Here is a 16,273-nt window from a genome sequence, read left to right on the forward strand (position 1 = left end):
GGCGCTTACCCTCCCTTGGAGGGGGAGGGTCGGTTCATATTGAGCGCAGCGAAATATGAGCCGGGGTGGGGTGACAGTCTCTCCACGTCCACACTGCCCGTGTTGAGAGATCACCCCACCCCGCTCGCGCTACGCGCGATCGACCCTCCCTCTCCAGGGGAGGGTAAGAAGCTTCGCTCCGCTTCAATCAATTCACCCCCGCCATTTTCCCCTTCTCGCGTGTCGCCGCCACCACATCGCGGACGAGATCGAACACGCCATCCGCTTGCGGCGGGGCGTTCGGCGAGCGGCCCAGTCGCACGATCACCAGCTTCTCCGACGGAATCACGATGGTGTACTGCCCGATCGTGCCCTTGGCGAAGAAGGCATCGCGCGGCCAGCCGTGGTCGACGCGAAATTTCGCGCCATAGCTGTTGCCCTGGTTGGTCCAGAAACCGGCGCCGATGCCGACCCAGGCATGTGGCGTGGCTGACGCCGAGTAGCTCACCCAACCCTCCGGCAGGATGCGCTTGCCGCCGGCGACGCCGTCATTGAGATAGAGCTGGCCGAAGCGCGCCCAGTCGCGCGCGGAGGCCAGCATCTCGCCCGAGCCTTCAATGGTGCCGGCACCGTCGAGCTGGAGCGTGACGTGGCGCATGCCGAGCGGCGCGAACAATTCGCGGCGCGCGAAGCGGAGCGCATCGGCGGGCTTTCCGCCGGCGGCGTCGCGCAGCAAATGCGCGAGGATGAGGAAGTTGCCGTCGTGGTAATTCCACGCCGCGCCCGGCGCGGTCGCAAGCGGGATGGTCGCGGCATAGGCCGCCATGTCGGCTTCCATGAACTTCATCCGGTTGACCGGCTCGAAGGCCGAGCCGAGCGAAGCCTCGAGCGAGCTGCCAAGCGCAAGACCCGCAGTATGACGCAGCAATTGGTCGACGGTGATGGCATGGCGTGGGTCGTTCGGATCTTTCCAGGCGGCGACCGGTGCGGGCCCGTCCAGCTTCAGCTTGCCCTGGCGCACAAGAATGCCGGTCAAGGCTGATATCACCGACTTCGTCATGGAGAAGCCGAGCAGCGGCGTCTCCGATCCGATGCCATCGGCGTAGCGTTCGGCGATGACGCGGCCGGACTTCATGACGACGATTGCGCGGGTGCGACGGTAAGGCGGCTGCGCGGGTTCGGTGAAGGCACGATCGAGCGCGGCGGCAAGCTCGGGACTTTGCGGCGGCACGATCGCTGGGCTCGCGATCTCGGGCAGCAGCGCGGGCTGCCTGTCGTCGGGCGGCACCGCCACATCGGCGAGCGGCGTCCCGTGGTCGAGCGTGCAGCCGAGGCCTTCGCGATAGACGGCATGGCTACGGCCAAGGCCGAACAAGGTCACCGTGACGTCCTTGCGCGCGCGATCGACCTGGTAGTCCATGGCCCAGGTGATCAGGCCGGTCCCGGGCATCGCGTCGGTGGTCTCGGCAAAGTTGCGCCTGGCATCGAGCCCCGAGACGAACGTCTCCGAGCACAGGATGTCGGCCACGAAGCCGGTCGCGACCTTCGGCACGTCGCGGGCCCGTGCGGCGCCAAGCGCGAGGCCGATACAGGCGATGGCGGTGGTCAGGAGGATGATCTTGCGGCGGCGGGTCACGGGCTTTCTCCGGCACGGGGGATGTGCCGGGAGGAAGCCGGAACGGACCGAGGATCGCTCGCCGGATTTGGAAAATGGCCTGGTTGAAACCGGGCGGGGCTTGCTGATTCTGAAATTTCGGCGTGATTAGAACGGCTTAGAATCTAGGCCGCATTCACCTTGAGCCGCCGATATTCCGTCGGCGTCACGCCCGTCACCGCCTTGAAGGCGCGGTTGAAGGGGCCGAGCGACTGGAAGCCGGCGTCCATCGCGATGGTGATGACGGGGACCTCGGCCTGAGCGGGATCGGCGAGCGCGGCCTTGGCTTCCTCGATGCGGTGGTTATTCAGGAACACATTGAAGTTGCGATAGCCGAGCCGCTGGTTGATCAGCCGACGCAGGCGGTATTCGGGAATCTTGAGCCGGCCCGCCAGGACGCCGATGGTGATGTTCTCCTGGCGATAGACCCGCTCGTCCGCCATCAGCCGCATCAGGGCATCGATGAGCTTTTGGTCGGCGGCGTCTTCAGTGGCTTGCGGACCGAAAATGACCGCCGGTTCGACCTTCGCTGCGACCGGAAACAGATCGGCGGCATCGACACGCATCATGGCATAGGCGATGGCCGCGACGATGCAGGCGAGCACGCCGGCATTGATCGTATCGGCGGCCTCGCCGACGCGATAGCCCGCAACGGAGATCTGAAGCAGCGCATTCACCCCGCCATAGAGCGCGCCGGCACAGACGATGAAGACGCGAACGCGGCGGCGGCGCTCGACCAGGTCGGCCGGCCACGAGGCGATCGTCTGCCCGATCGCAAGCGCGATGAAGCCGAGCACGATCAGGTTGACCATCGTCACCGAGAATCGCACATGGCCGCTGGGTGCAATCCAGACGCAGCCTGCGAAGCTGAACGCCGTTACCAGCGCCCAGACCCAGCCGTGCCACCAGCTCAAGCGAAACTCATCGTCGAACAGCGCGCGCGTGAACAGCCAGAACACCACGATGTTGCCGGTCGATATCGCAATCAGCGGCGCATGCGATGCCGGGATCCGCGACGTGACACCAACCGAATAGCTCACCGCATGCGCGGCCAAGCCCAGTGCGAGAGCAGCACCGAGCCGCCCCGCCAGCACATTGCGGAAATCGGAGAGCAATGACGCCGCCAGCACCAGCAGCAGCGCGACGCTGGCAGCGCGGAAGGCGAGCTCGGTTGCGGCAAGGGTCATCGGGTGATGCGATCGGTCGCAGTTGAAACCAGCCGAACATCGGTCGTTGCGGCTATTTTTTCAAGGACCATCCTCACTCACACTCACTCACAACTGTCATCGCCCGGCCTTGACCGGGCGATCCAGTACGCCGAGACGACAGTTATTGAACCGAGAGGCCGCGGCGTACTGGATGCCCCGCCTTCGCGGGGCATGACAGCGGAGTTTGTGGTGCGGCCTTTGTCGCGACGACAATGCAGAATTCTGCTACGATCATACCAGCAAGAAACAGGAGTCCACCATGAGCTGGCAACCCTCGAACGATCCCGTGCTCGGCGATCCCATGTCCTGCGATGCGCTCGATCTCGTCATCGTGCCGCGCACGCGCGATCTCGGCGATGGATTCGCGGTGCGGCGCGCGCTGCCGCATGGCAAGCGGCAGATGGTCGGGCCCTTCATCTTCTTCGACCATTTCGGCCCCGTGCAGTTCGTCTCCGGCAAGGGCATGGACGTGCGGCCGCATCCGCATATCGGGCTTGCCACCGTCACCTATCTGTTCGACGGCGCGATCATGCATCGCGACAGCGAGGGCAACGTCCAGGAAATCGCGCCCGGCGCGATGAATCTGATGACGGCCGGGCGCGGCATCGCGCATTCCGAACGCACGCCGGATGCCCAGCGCGCCTCGGGCCAGCAGATGCTGGGCCTGCAAAGCTGGATCGCGCTGCCGGCCGGATCGGAAGAGATCGCGCCGTCGTTCCAGCATTACGCGGCGGGCGACCTGCCGATGATCTCCGAGCGCGATTTTACCGCGCGGGTGATCGCAGGCTCCGCCTTCGGCATCACCTCGCCGGTGTCGATGGTCTCGCCCTGGTTCTATACCGAGGTCACGGCGGTGGCCGGCGCGAGCGTGCCGCTCGACCCTGACCATGAGGAACGCGCGATCTATGTGGTCGACGGCGAGGTCGAGATCGCGAACGAGCGCTATGAGGGGCCGCGGCTCCTCATCTTCCGGCCCGGCGACCGCATCACCGTGAAGGCGCTGAAGGCGACGCGGATGATGTTTCTCGGCGGCGATGCACTGGAGGGCCCGCGCCACATCTGGTGGAATTTCGTCTCCTCCGGCAAGGAGCGGATCGAGCAGGCCAAGCAGGACTGGAAAACCGGCCGCTTCGCCGCAGTTCCGCAGGAACATGAGTTCATTCCGCTGCCGGAATAGGCTAATCCGGTGTCCGGCCGTGCGATCAGGCGCGGCCGGATGTCCCGCGCGAAGGCTCTTCCGATGACCACCATGCTCTCCAGCGACCTGCCCCTGCCCAAGATCGGCCGCGGCAAGGTGCGCGATATCTACGCCGTCGACGACGACCGCCTGCTGCTCGTCACCACCGACCGCATCAGCGCCTTCGACGTCGTGATGGGCGAGACCATCCCGATGAAGGGCGCGGTGCTGACGCAAATCAGCGCGTTCTGGTTTCGCGAGCTCGAAGGCGTGGTGCCGCATCACATGATCAGCGCCGACACCGACGAGATCATCGCCGCCGTGCCGGCCTTGAAGCCGCACCGCGCCGAGATCCTCGGCCGCGCCATGCTGTGCAAGCGCACCACCGTGTTTCCGATCGAATGCGTGATCCGCGGCTATCTCTCGGGCTCGGCCTGGAAGGAATACGCTGGCGCCGGCACGCTCGCCGGCGAGAAGCTGAAGGCAGGCCTCGTCGAGAGCGAGAAGCTGGAGCCCTCGATCTTCAGCCCGGCGACAAAGGCCGAGACCGGCCATGACGAGAACATCACCATCGCGAAGATGCGCGCGGTGATCGGCGACGAGGTCGCCTACACGCTCGAGAGCATGACGCGCGCGATCTACACGCTCGGCGAGGAGCTGGCGCGCGAGCAGGGCATCATCATCGCCGACACCAAGTTCGAGTTCGGCCGCGACAAGGACGGCCGCATCATCCTGATCGACGAAGTCATGACGCCGGACTCCTCGCGTTTCTGGGCAGTCGATGCCTACAAGCCCGGCCAGCCGCAGGCGAGTTTCGACAAGCAGCCGCTGCGCGACTATCTCGACGCCGAGCGACGCGCCGGCCGCTGGAACGGCGACGCCCCGCCCCCGCCGCTGCCGGCGAGCGTTGTCGATGCAACCAGCAAGCGGTACCTGGAGGCTTACAGGCGGGTGACGGGGACAGAGCTGAAGATTTAGCCTCCGTTGCTGCCGCTCACTCCGTTATTGCAAGCATAGCGAAGCAATCCAGAATCCCACCGCGGAGGCAGTCTGGATTGCTTCGTCGCTTCGCTCCTCGCAATGACGGGTTGGGCGAAGCTCCTTCACACTCTCAACTGTCATCGTCCGGCTTGACCGGGCGATCCGGTACTCCGAGACGCCTGTGATTCAACGAGGGGCCGCGGCGTACTGGATTCCCCGCCTTCGCGGGGAATGACAGCGGTGGGTGTGGGACTTCGGCTTTCCCCTCAACCATATGGTTGACCATTCACACGTCATGAACGGGCGTCTTCAGCTGGGAATTGTCGGGTACTTCATACTTGCAAGAATCCTGTTGCGCTAAAGCTGCAGTCGGCTACGTCTCTGACAGGACTTTTCATGAGCGAGTGTCACGGCGTGACAGATCCAGCAATTGGCTTCGATCCGGTCACGGGGATCAATCCGTCCGTCAAGCGTGCGCTGAATGATATCCTGGGTGGAACCGCCGCGAGCGTCCTGACCGTCACCTTCGGACTGTCTTATTCGCTGCTGATCTTTGCCGGTCCGCTGTCGCCCTACCTGTCCTACGGGATCACGGCGACTTTCGTCAGCTCCGCCGTGCTCGCGGCCATCATCGCGCTCGGCAGCTCGCTGCCCTTCGCGATTGCCGCGCCCGACAGCTCCACTGCCGCGGTGACCGGAATCCTGGCCGCCTCGCTGATCGAGCGAATCGCGGCAGCCAATCCGTCGGCCTCGCTGCTCCCGCCGGTCCTGATCACCCTCGGCCTCTCGACCGTGCTGACTGGGGTCGTCCTGTGCGGCTTGGGGTTGACGCGGATGGGTCGCGCCATCCGCTACGTGCCCTATCCCGTGGTCGGCGGCTTTCTCGGCGCCACCGGGCTTCTCATCGTGATGGGCGCGATCCGGGTGATCACCGATCATCCCGTGCAATTCGCCACGCTGGTGCGCCTCGCCAACGGCACCGCGCTGTCCGAGCTGGGCGCCGCCTGCGCCATGGCGCTGGTACTGTATTTGACCTGGCATCGTTCGCGCAGCCCGTTCGGATTGCCGATTATCCTGATCGGCGGCATGCTGACCGCACATCTTGCGTTCTGGGTTACGGGCGTCTCGCTCGACGAGGCCCGCGCGCTGGGCTGGACCTTCCAGGCTCCGCCGCAGGCGGCTTTCATGGTGCCCTGGCATACCGACGCTCTCATCCACTATCCCTGGTTCGCGGTGCCAGACTTGCTCGGCAATCTCGTCGCCGTCATCTTCGTCACCGCCTCCAGCACGTTGTTCAACACCACGGGAATCGAAGTCGCCGTGCATCGCGAGGCCAATCTGGAGCGCGAGCTGAACGTCACCGGCGCGGCCAACATCCTGACCGGCGCGCTCGGCGGCTATGCCGGCTGCATCTCGGTCAGCCGCTCCGTCCTCAATTTCAGCAGTGGCGGCCGCGGGCGCCTGTCCGGCCTCGCCGTTGCGGCGCTGTCGCTGCTGATGCTTGCCGTTGCGCCGGAGCTGCTCGGCTTCATCCCGAAATTCGTGCTCGGCGGCCTTTTGCTCTATCTCGGCGCCGACCAGCTGCACAAATGGCTCATCGAGTCGCGCAGGCGGCTGTCGAAGCTCGAATATGTCTCGCTGATCGCCATCATCGCGATCATCGTCATCTGGGGCTTCGTGCCGGGCATCCTGATCGGCGTGATCATCGGCTGTGCGACGTTTGCGCTTAGCGCCGCGCGGGTGGAGTCGATCAAATACAGTTTCGACGGCTCTGAATATCGCTCCTCGCTCGACCGCTCGCGCGACGACCAGGAGGTGCTGCTGGCTCATGGCGGCAAGATCCAGGGCCTCAATCTTCAGAGCTATCTGTTCTTCGGCTCGGCCAACCGGCTCTATCAGCACGTCAAGCGCTTGCTCCAGCAGCGACCGGAGTGCCGCTATCTGGTGTTCGACTTCAAGCTCGTCACCGGCGTCGATTCCTCCGCCGCCTATAGTTTCGCTCAGATCAAGCGGAGCGCAGGCGACCTCGGCGTCGAGCTGATCCTGGTGCATCTGTCGGCCGCGGCCGAGAAGGTGCTGCGCTCCAGCGACTTCATCGGCGACGGCGTCACCCTCATCCCCGAGCTCGACCGTGCGCTGGAATGGTGCGAGAACGAGCTGATCGCGCAACATCAGGGGCTGGCACAGGAAGAAGCCAGCCTGCGCGACTGGTTCACAGCCATTCTCGACAGCGAGGACGACGCCGATGCGCTGATCCGCCGCTGCCAGCGCATCGAGGTCGAGGCCGGAGAAATCATCGTGCAGGCCGGCGACCTCGCCGATTCCATGCACTTCATCCTCGACGGCCGCGTCGGCATCATGGTTCCCGCCGATGACGACCGCACCACGCGCGTGCGCAGCCTCGGGCGCTACACCACGATCGGCGAGATGGGCCTGGTGTCGAACACCCCGCGCAGCGCAACGATCCAGGCCGAGGTCGACAGCGTGCTCTACGTGCTCAACACCCACCAGTTCGACGCGATCAAGGAAGAAGATCCCGCGCTCAGCCACAAGCTGCTGACGTATTTCGTGTCGGTCATGGCCGAGCGGCTGACGTTCGCGAACCGGACGATCGCGGTGTTGCGGCGGTAGCGCCTGCCTGGCCTGGATGGAGCCAACAGGTCGGCGCAAAGCGCCGATGACGCGCTCAGCGCAATCCGGACTACCTGAACTCCATTGATCCAGATCAAGCCGGGAGCAAATGGCAAAAGAAATGCTGATCGCCTCGACTTTGGTACAACGAGGGAGATTGGCATGAGACTGGTCAGCACCAAGCGAATGCTACTTGTTGCAGCCGTTCTGGGCTGTGGAATTTTCGGCTCAGCCGACTGGTCAAACGAGGCCGGCATGGCGTTCGGCGTTCCGAGCGCCGAAGCCAGGGTCGGACGACCGGCAACGCCCGCGAGCGTCGCCGGCGTCGCACGCCGAACCACGCGACGCGCTGTCGTAGGCGGAGCGGCTGTGGGTGCGGCAGCTGCCAGCACGGCATGCGTCCGCGTATATGTGAACGGCGCCTACGTGTGCCGCTGATGCGTTCGCGCCGGCGGCTCCAAAGTGCCGGCGCGCAGCGTCGATTGCCGGTTACACCCCGGCCATCATCACGTATTTGATCTCGACATATTCTTCCATGCCGTGACGCGAGCCTTCGCGGCCGAGACCGCTCTCCTTGACGCCGCCGAAGGGCGCGACTTCGGTGGTGATCAGGCCGGTGTTGACGCCGACCATGCCTGACTCCAGCGCCTCGGCGACGCGCCAGACGCGGCCGAGATCGCGCGAGTAGAAATAGGAGGCAAGGCCGAACGGCGAGGCGTTGCACATCGCGATCACATCGGCCTCGTCCTTGAAGCGGATCACCGGCGCGAGGGGGCCGAAGGTCTCCTCCTGCGCCACCAGCGAGTCCGGCTTGACGTCGGCCAGCACGGTCGGCTCGAAGAATGAGCGTCCGAGCTCGCTGCGCTTGCCGCCGGTCACGACCTTGGCGCCGCGCTTGACGGCATCGGCGATGTGGCGCTCGACCTTGTCGACCGCTTTCAAATTGATCAGCGGGCCCTGCGTGACGCCGCTCTCGGTGCCGTCGCCGATCTTCATCGCCGCGACCTTGGCCGACAGCTTCTTGACGAACTCGTCGTAGATCTTGTCCTGGGCGTAGAGGCGGTTGGCGCAGACGCAGGTCTGGCCCATGTTGCGGTATTTCGACACGATCGCGCCCTCGACCGCGGCATCGATGTCGGCGTCGTCGAACACCACGAACGGCGCATTGCCGCCGAGCTCGAGGCCGAGTCGCTTCACGCCGACGGAGGCCTGCTGGTAGAGGATCTTGCCGACCGCGGTCGAGCCGGTGAAGCCGACGAAGCGCACCGCCGGATGCTCGCACAGCACCTTGCCGATCGGCGGTGCCTCACCGGTGACGATGTTGAGCACGCCCTTGGGGATGCCGGCCTTCTCGGCGAGCACGGCCAGCGCCAGCGCCGAGAGCGGCGTCTCGTTGGCGGGCTTCAGCACCACGGTGCAGCCGGCGGCGAGTGCGGGTGACACCTTTCGGGTGATCATCGAGTTCGGGAAATTCCACGGCGTGATGGCGCCACAGACGCCGATCGGCTGCTTGATCGCGAGCAGGCGCGCATCGGGCCGCTGTGTCGGGATGGTCTCGCCATAGACGCGGCGGGCTTCTTCGGCGAAAAACTCGATATAGGCAGCGCCGATGTCGACCTCGCCGAGCGCCTCGGAGAGCGGCTTGCCCTGCTCGGAGGTGAGGATCAGCGCGAGGTCCTCGCGGTTGGCGGTGATCAGCTCGAACCATTTGCGCAAAATGTTGGAGCGCTGCTTGGCGGTGTGCTTGGCCCAGGCCGGAAAGGCGCGCTCGGCGGCCTCGACCGCCCGGGTCGTGTCGTCGGCATCAAGCTGCGGGACCTTTGCGAGCTCGACGCCGGTGGCGGGATTGTTCACGGCGAACACCGGCGAACCGACCCAGGCGCCGTCGATGTAGCAGGCCTCTTTCAGCAGCGAGGGGTCCTTCAACCGGTCGCGCAGGGTGGCGCTGGCTTGCGGGGCACGTGCGGCGGCGGTCGGGGTCATGGCGTTACTCCCTGGGAGGCGATCTGATCGGCCCGGAATATAGGGAGAGACGGTGCGCAATGCACCGTCCCGCAACGCACAGCTGCCTGTAGCTTAGAAGAGAGCGGCCTTAGGCCGCGCCGCTCATATAAGTCTCGCGCCGGCCGATCATACGCTCGGCGGCGGCCTTGGCGTCGGCCTTCGAGGAGGTCGCGCAGGTCCGGTATTCGAGATCGGGCACGTCGGACGCGTTGCGGCGGCCGAACCAGTTTTTCGAGCCAACCGGCAGCAGCGCCAGCGACTGCGCCAGATTGTCCACCGCGCCGAACGAATAGAGTGCGCCGGTACCGGCAATGCGGACCTCGTAAATGCCGGGCGAGATCGGCGCCTCGAGGTTCTCGCGCTGTCCGGGACGGGGATAGCGCTTCCATTCGCTCCAGGTCGAAATCATTTGAGGTCCCCCACGGCTCGTCAGGCCGCTAACTTTTGCATCAAATCTTAACGTCGGCCACGATTTGGCCTTATGCCGAACGTCGCAGCGCACAAAATGTTTCAAAGAATTCCTGAAACATATCGCCAGAGCCCATCCACGGTCACGGCGCGTTGCGGCCATCCACCGCAGATTGTGACGGAGTGTTGCAGTTCAGCCTCCCTGTCGTCCTGCGTGAGCCGCGGACCGTCAAGTCACGACATCGCGACCGCGTTGGGCATCTCGACGCGCTGGACGCGCGAAGCGCGCAGGAGGACAATCGATCGCTTCCAACAATAATCAAACCGGAGGAAACGCATATGCAGAGCAAAGCCGAGATCGACCAGATCCTGCGCCAGAAGAGCGACGCCAAGGAGATTCCCGGCGTCGTCGCCATCGCGGCCAGCGGTAACGACGTGCTGTATCAAGGCGCGTTCGGCAAGCGTGATCTGTCCAAGCCCGATGCGATGACTGAGGACAGCGTATTCTGGATCGCGTCGATGACGAAGGCGGTGACATCCGCGGGTGCGATGCAACTGGTCGAGCAGGGCAAGCTCTCGCTGGACGCGCCGATCGGCGAGGTGTTGCCCGATCTCGCCAAGCCGCAGGTGCTCGAAGGCTTCGATGCGAACGGCGAGGCGAAGCTGCGGCCGGCGAAGGGGCCGATCACGCTGCGCCAGCTCCTGACCCACACCGCCGGCTTCTGCTACAACATGTGGAACGGCGATCTCGCGGTCTATCTGGACAAGCACGGCATTCCCGCCATCACCACCTGCCTGAACGCGGCACTGAAGACGCCTGTCATGACCGACCCCGGCACGCGCTGGGAATACGGCACCAATATCGATTTCGTCGGCAAGGCCGTCGAAGCCGTCAGCGGCAAGCGGCTCGATGCATATCTGCGTGACAATCTTTTTGCTCCACTCGGAATGTCCGACACCGCCTTCAAGATCACCGACGACATGCGCAAGCGCCTCGTCGGCATGCATGCGCGCGGCGAGGACGGCCAGCTCGCATCGATCCCGTTCGAGCTCGAGCAGAACCCGGAATTCCACATGGGCGGCGGCGGCCTCTATTCGACCGCAGCCGACTACATCAAGTTCACCCAGATGATTTTGAACAAGGGCCGCGGCAACGGCAATCAGGTGCTGAAGGCCGAAACGGTCGCAACGATGGGGCAGAACCACATCGGCGATCTCGCCATGGGCAAGCTGACGACGGCGGCGCCGATGTACACCAACGACGTCGATCTCTATCCGGAGCAGGTGAAGAAGTGGGGCCTCAGCTTCATGATCAACACCGCGAAGACCGCCGAGGGACGCAGCGCCGGCAGCCTCGCGTGGGCGGGCCTCGCCAACACCTATTACTGGATCGACCCGGCGCGCGACGTTACCGGCGTGATCCTGATGCAGCTGTTGCCGTTCGCAGACGCCAAGTGCCTGGAGACGTTCGCGGGCTTCGAGCGTGGCGTGTATGCCGGGCTCGATGCCGGGAGCGGGCAGAAGGCGGCGTAAGAGCGCGGCTCTCTCACCACGCATCATGGCCGGGCTTGTCCCGGCCATGATGAGCGAGAAAGACTGTGCCGACCATTTTGACAAAAGGATTTCGACTTGGCTGATAAAGCAGACAGCTACGTTTGCGGCATCTCGGACACGCCGCTGCTCGGCGACACCATCGGCCGCAGCCTCGACCACGCGGTGAGGCGCTGGGGAAATCGCGAGGCGCTGGTCTCGCCCAGCCACGGCGTGCGGTGGACCTGGAGAGAATTCGCCGAGCGGGTCGACACGCTCGCCGCCGGCTTTCTCGCGCTCGGACTCGAACGCGGGGAGCGGATCGGCATCTGGTCGCTGAACCGGCCGGAATGGACGCTGACCCAGTTTGCCGCTGCCAAGGCCGGCCTGATCCTGGTGACGATCAATCCCGCCTACCGGCTCAGCGAACTGGAGTTCGCGCTGAAGAAAGTCGGCTGCGCGGCAATCGTGACGGCTACGGCGTTCAAGACCAGCAACTACATGGAAATGCTCGACACGCTGCTGCCGGAGCTGGCGGGCGCCAGGCCCGGACAGTTGCAGGCGGCGCGGCTGCCGGCCTTGCGGACGGTGATCCAGATCGGCGGCCCCGCAGCATCAGGCACGATCCCCTTCGAGGAGGTCGCCCGCATCGGCGGAGCCGGGCACCGCGAGCAGCTTGCCGCGCTCGGCGCGGCGCTTCAATTCGACGATCCCGTCAACATCCAATTCACCAGCGGCACCACGGGATCGCCGAAGGGCGTGACGCTGACGCACCACAACATCCTCAACAACGGCTATTTCACCGGTCGCGCCATGCGCCTGACCGAGCAGGACCGCATCTGCATCCCGGTACCGCTCTATCATTGCTTCGGCATGGTGATGGGCAACCTCGCTTCCGTCACGCTCGGCACCACAATGGTTTATCCCGGCGAGGGCTTCGATCCGCTCGCGACGCTGCGCGCGATCGAGCAGGAAAAATGCACCGCGCTGTACGGCGTGCCGACCATGTTCATCGCGGAGCTCGATCATCCTGAATTCGCAACGTTCGATCTGAAATCGCTGCGCACCGGCATCATGGCCGGCGCGCCCTGCCCGATCGAGGTGATGAAGCGCGTCAACACCGAGATGAACATGCGCGAAGTCACCATCGCCTACGGCATGACCGAGACGAGCCCGGTGAGCTTCCAGAGCGCGACCGACGATCCGCTCGAGCGGCGCGTCTCCACCGTCGGGCGCATTCATCCGCATGTCGAGGTGAAGGTCGTCGATCTCGAAGGCCGGATCGTCAAGCGCGGTGAACGCGGCGAGCTCTGCACCCGTGGCTACAGCGTCATGCTGGGCTATTGGGAAGAGAAGGAAAAGACAGGGGACGTGCTCGACGCCAATGGCTGGATGCACACCGGCGATCTCGCCACCATCGACGACGAGGGTTATTGCAACATCGTCGGCCGCATCAAGGATCTGGTGATCCGCGGCGGCGAAAACCTTTATCCGCGCGAGATCGAGGAGTTCCTGTACCGTCACCCCAAAATCCAGGACGTTCAGATCTTTGGCGTTGCAGACGCCCGCTACGGCGAGGAGCTCTGCGCGTGGATTCGGGTGAGGCCGGGTGAGACGCTGACCGCCGAGGAGGTCCGCGCCTTCTGCGACGGCCAGATCGCCCACAACAAGATCCCGCGCTATGTCGAGTTCGTCAACGAATTCCCGATGACCGTGACCGGCAAGATCCAGAAATTCGTGATGCGGGACGCAGTGGAGCAGCGGCTGGGGTTGAAGGCGGCGAAGACAGCGTGAGGTGCTTTGCGCTGCCGCCACAAAGACTGTCACCCCCCGCGAAGGCGGGGGATCCAGTACGCCGCGGCGTGTCAGTATTCCACTAAAGTCTCTGGAATATTGGGTCGCCCGGTCAAGCCGGGCGACGACGGCGGAGCATGAGGAGCGCGCCGGCCTCACGCCATCAGCGGGGCTCTAAACCGTCAGCCCGCGCTGCTGCGCCAGTTGCCTCAGCGACACCTGCGGGCGCGCGCCGATGTGCTGGATCACTTCGGCAGCCGCAAGCGCGCCGAGCTCGCCGCACTGCTTGTGGGCGAGGTTACGCGCCAGGCCATACAGGAAACCGGCAGCGAAGAGGTCGCCGGCGCCGGTCGTGTCAACGAGCTGCGTGATCGGAGACGCGGGAGCAGCGACGGCGTCGGTCGGTGTCACCACCACGCAGCCCTTCTCGCTGCGCGTGACGACGCCGAGCTTGACGTCGTTGCGTAGCTGCTTGAGCGCGGTGTCGAAGTCCGAGGTCGTGTAGAGCGAGTGCAGCTCGGCCTCGTTGGCGAATACGATGTCGACGGTGCCGCCCCGCATCAAGCCCAGAAACTCGTCGCGATAGCGGTCGACGCAGAAAGAATCCGACAGCGTCAGCGCCACCTTGCGCTTCGCTTCATGGGCGATGCCGGCGGCCTTGACGAAGGCGTCCTTGGCGTTCTTGGGATCCCAGAGATAACCCTCGAGATAGACGATACCGGCAGCGGCGATCTCGGCCGGATCGATATCGGCGGGCGACAGATCCTGCGCCGCGCCGAGATAGGTATTCATGGTGCGCTCGCCGTCGCCGGTGACCAGGATGTAGGAGCAACCGGTGGCAGGGCCGTCCTTCGCGGCCGGCGTGTTGAAGGCGACGCCGGCGGCGCGGATGTCGTGAACGTAAAGCTTGCCGATCTGGTCGTCCTTGACCTTGCCGACATAGGCCGCGCGGGCACCCAGGCTGCCGATGCCGACGATGGTGTTGGCGGCCGAGCCGCCCGAGACCTCCGTCGCCGGGCCCATGTCCTTGTAGATGGCGGCGGCCCGCGCCTCGTCGATCAGGGACATGCTGCCCTTGGTCATGGCATGTTTGGCCAGAAAGGCCTCGTCGGTCCGGACCAGCACGTCGAACAGCGCGTTACCGATGCCGAGAACGTCATATTTCACGTCAGCCATTCACCTTGATCCTGTTTGGCGGATTGCGATCCCTGCGGAAATCCGCTTCCTGTCGGCCTGAAATCTGGCTCGCGGCCTATCACGACCGGCCCTTCGCGGGCAAGCAACGGTATATGTACGCCTGATGATCCGCTCCTTCCTGACCGTCTCGACGGGAACACTGGCCTCGCGGCTGCTGGGGTTTGCGCGCGATTCCCTGATCGCAGCCCTGCTCGGCACGGGCGCCGTGGCGGATGCTTTCCTGGCGGCGTTCCAGCTCGTCAACGTGGTGCGCCGGCTGCTCAGCGAGGGCGCGCTGAATGCGGCGCTGATCCCGGCCTGGCTGCGTGTCCGCGAGCGTGACGGCGCGGCGGCTGCGGCGGCGTTCGCCGGGCGCGTGCTCGGCACGGTCAGCGCGGCCCTGATCGCGATCTCGCTCGTGATTGCACTCCTGATGCCGCTGATCATCACGGTGATCGCGCCGGGATTTCTCGGCAGCGGCACGCTCGATCTCGCCGTCCAGAACGCGCGGCTGATGCTGCCTTATCTCGCCTTCGCCGGACCCGTCACCGTGCTGATGGGGCTGCTCAACGCGCAAGGGCGGTTTGCGCTGACGGCATTCTCGCCGCTGCTGTTCAACATCGCGCTGATCGCTGCGATCGCGATGCTGCTTGTCTGGCACGCCGATGCAGCTTCCGCGGCGTGGATGCTGGCGGCGACCGTCGGCATCGCCGGGCTGCTGCAGCTCTTGATGCTGCTGTCGCAACGAAGTGCGCGCCTGGCGACACCGCTGCGTATCAGTTTCGACAAGGAGATGCGCGGCTTCTTCGCCAAGGCCATCCCCGGCATGATCGCAAGCTCGGGGCCGCAATGGCTGATGGTCGCCGGCGCAATCATCGCCTCGGCGACGCCCTCCGCGGTGTCGTGGCTCTATTTCGCCAACCGCCTGATCGAGCTGCCGCTCGGCATCGTCGGCGTCGCCATGGGCACGGTGCTGGTGCCGGAGCTGACGCGCGCGGTGGCGAGCGGCGACCGTGGCGCGGTTGCACACGCGGAATCGCGCGCGCTGGAGCTTGCGACCGGGCTGGCGCTGCCGGCCACGCTCGGCCTGATCGTGCTGGCCGACCCGATCGTGCGGCTGCTGTTCGAGCATGGCGCGTTCGGCGCGGACGACAGCACGGCGACCGCGCATGCGCTGATGTGGCTGGCGCTGGGCCTGCCGGCCCACGTGCTGATCAAGGCGCTGTCGCCGGCCTTCTATGCCCGCAGCGACACGATGACGCCGCTGCTGGCCACCACCAAAGGATTTGTGGTCGCTGTCGCGCTGGCGGTCCTGCTCGGCCATTTCTTCGGCGCGAGCGGGATCGCGGCGAGCATCGCAGCCGGCGCCTGGAGCAGCGCGCTGTCGCTGCTCCGGAAAGGCATGCGCGAATTCGGCTTCTCGGTCGATGCCGCTGCCCGCAGCCGGCTGCCGCGGATCGTGCTCGCAGCCGCCGCCATGGGCGCCCTGCTCTGGCTCACGACGGGGCTCTCGCCCGCCGAAGCGCATGGTCTCATCCGCGTCACCGTCCTTGGCATGCAGATCGCAGCCGGAATCGCCGTCTATGGCGCGCTCCTGCAGGTCCTCGGCGCAGCCTCGTGGCGCGAAGCGGTTCATTTGCTGAAGCGCCCGGCCCGGACCGAGTCCGGGGCGTGATGCCATCGAATTACCCTTGACGGGGCAGCGCCGCTGTTGGAAACGACGGCCGATGA

General features: G+C 65.3%; 12 protein-coding genes. 7 read left to right on the forward strand and 5 right to left on the reverse strand.

The genetic code is table 11. The features are described 5' to 3' along the window. Window positions 1–187: 187 nt before the first annotated feature. Both I3J27_RS00070 and I3J27_RS00075 read right to left on the reverse strand, forming a co-directional pair. Window positions 188–1,615: a serine hydrolase domain-containing protein gene (locus tag I3J27_RS00070; RefSeq protein WP_270164136.1), complete on the reverse strand. Its 1,428-nt coding sequence runs from the start codon at window positions 1,613–1,615 to the stop codon at window positions 188–190. 143 nt (window positions 1,616–1,758) lie between these two features. Continuing rightward, window positions 1,759–2,820, reverse strand: coding sequence for an AraC family transcriptional regulator (locus I3J27_RS00075; RefSeq protein WP_270164137.1), 1,062 nt, complete (start codon window positions 2,818–2,820; stop codon window positions 1,759–1,761). 280 nt (window positions 2,821–3,100) lie between these two features. Between I3J27_RS00075 and I3J27_RS00080 the strand changes: the two genes are divergently transcribed. From I3J27_RS00080 to I3J27_RS00095, 4 genes are all read left to right on the forward strand, one after another. After that, window positions 3,101–4,018 carry a pirin family protein gene (locus I3J27_RS00080; protein WP_270164138.1) on the forward strand — a complete coding sequence of 306 codons (918 nt, stop codon included), beginning with the start codon at window positions 3,101–3,103 and terminating at the stop codon, window positions 4,016–4,018. Window positions 4,019–4,081: 63 nt separating this feature from the next. Continuing rightward, complete coding sequence (locus tag I3J27_RS00085) at window positions 4,082–4,996, forward strand: phosphoribosylaminoimidazolesuccinocarboxamide synthase (RefSeq protein ID WP_270172996.1); 915 nt, start codon at window positions 4,082–4,084, stop codon at window positions 4,994–4,996. A gap of 417 nt (window positions 4,997–5,413) precedes the next feature. Further along, a complete protein-coding gene (locus I3J27_RS00090; RefSeq protein WP_270164139.1) occupies window positions 5,414–7,630 on the forward strand; it encodes an SLC26A/SulP transporter family protein in 2,217 nt (738 codons plus the stop codon). 162 nt (window positions 7,631–7,792) lie between these two features. Continuing rightward, the gene (locus I3J27_RS00095; RefSeq protein WP_270172997.1) at window positions 7,793–8,068 is read left to right on the forward strand and encodes a hypothetical protein; all 276 of its coding nucleotides are present in this window, start codon (window positions 7,793–7,795) and stop codon (window positions 8,066–8,068) included. Window positions 8,069–8,119: 51 nt separating this feature from the next. Here the strand turns inward: I3J27_RS00095 and I3J27_RS00100 are convergent, their stop codons facing one another. Both I3J27_RS00100 and I3J27_RS00105 read right to left on the reverse strand, forming a co-directional pair. Beyond that, window positions 8,120–9,613 (reverse strand): NAD-dependent succinate-semialdehyde dehydrogenase, encoded by a 1,494-nt coding sequence (locus I3J27_RS00100; RefSeq protein ID WP_270164140.1) that lies wholly within the window; start codon window positions 9,611–9,613, stop codon window positions 8,120–8,122. A 109-nt stretch (window positions 9,614–9,722) separates the two neighbouring features. Continuing rightward, on the reverse strand, window positions 9,723–10,043 hold the full coding sequence (locus I3J27_RS00105) for a hypothetical protein (RefSeq protein WP_270164141.1): 321 nt from the start codon (window positions 10,041–10,043) through the stop codon (window positions 9,723–9,725). 338 nt (window positions 10,044–10,381) lie between these two features. Here I3J27_RS00105 and I3J27_RS00110 point away from each other — a divergent pair, with 338 nt between their 5' ends. Further along, complete coding sequence (locus tag I3J27_RS00110; protein WP_270164142.1) at window positions 10,382–11,575, forward strand: serine hydrolase domain-containing protein; 1,194 nt, start codon at window positions 10,382–10,384, stop codon at window positions 11,573–11,575. A 96-nt stretch (window positions 11,576–11,671) separates the two neighbouring features. Beyond that, window positions 11,672–13,366 (forward strand): AMP-binding protein, encoded by a 1,695-nt coding sequence (locus I3J27_RS00115; RefSeq protein ID WP_270164143.1) that lies wholly within the window; start codon window positions 11,672–11,674, stop codon window positions 13,364–13,366. A gap of 174 nt (window positions 13,367–13,540) precedes the next feature. Here the strand turns inward: I3J27_RS00115 and I3J27_RS00120 are convergent, their stop codons facing one another. Then, window positions 13,541–14,542, reverse strand: coding sequence for an adenosine kinase (locus I3J27_RS00120; protein WP_270164144.1), 1,002 nt, complete (start codon window positions 14,540–14,542; stop codon window positions 13,541–13,543). A gap of 124 nt (window positions 14,543–14,666) precedes the next feature. Here I3J27_RS00120 and murJ point away from each other — a divergent pair, with 124 nt between their 5' ends. After that, window positions 14,667–16,217 carry a murein biosynthesis integral membrane protein MurJ gene (gene murJ, locus I3J27_RS00125; RefSeq protein WP_270164145.1) on the forward strand — a complete coding sequence of 517 codons (1,551 nt, stop codon included), beginning with the start codon at window positions 14,667–14,669 and terminating at the stop codon, window positions 16,215–16,217. Window positions 16,218–16,273: the final 56 nt, after the last annotated feature.

Source organism: Bradyrhizobium xenonodulans, assembly GCF_027594865.1.
GTDB lineage: Bacteria > Pseudomonadota > Alphaproteobacteria > Rhizobiales > Xanthobacteraceae > Bradyrhizobium > Bradyrhizobium xenonodulans.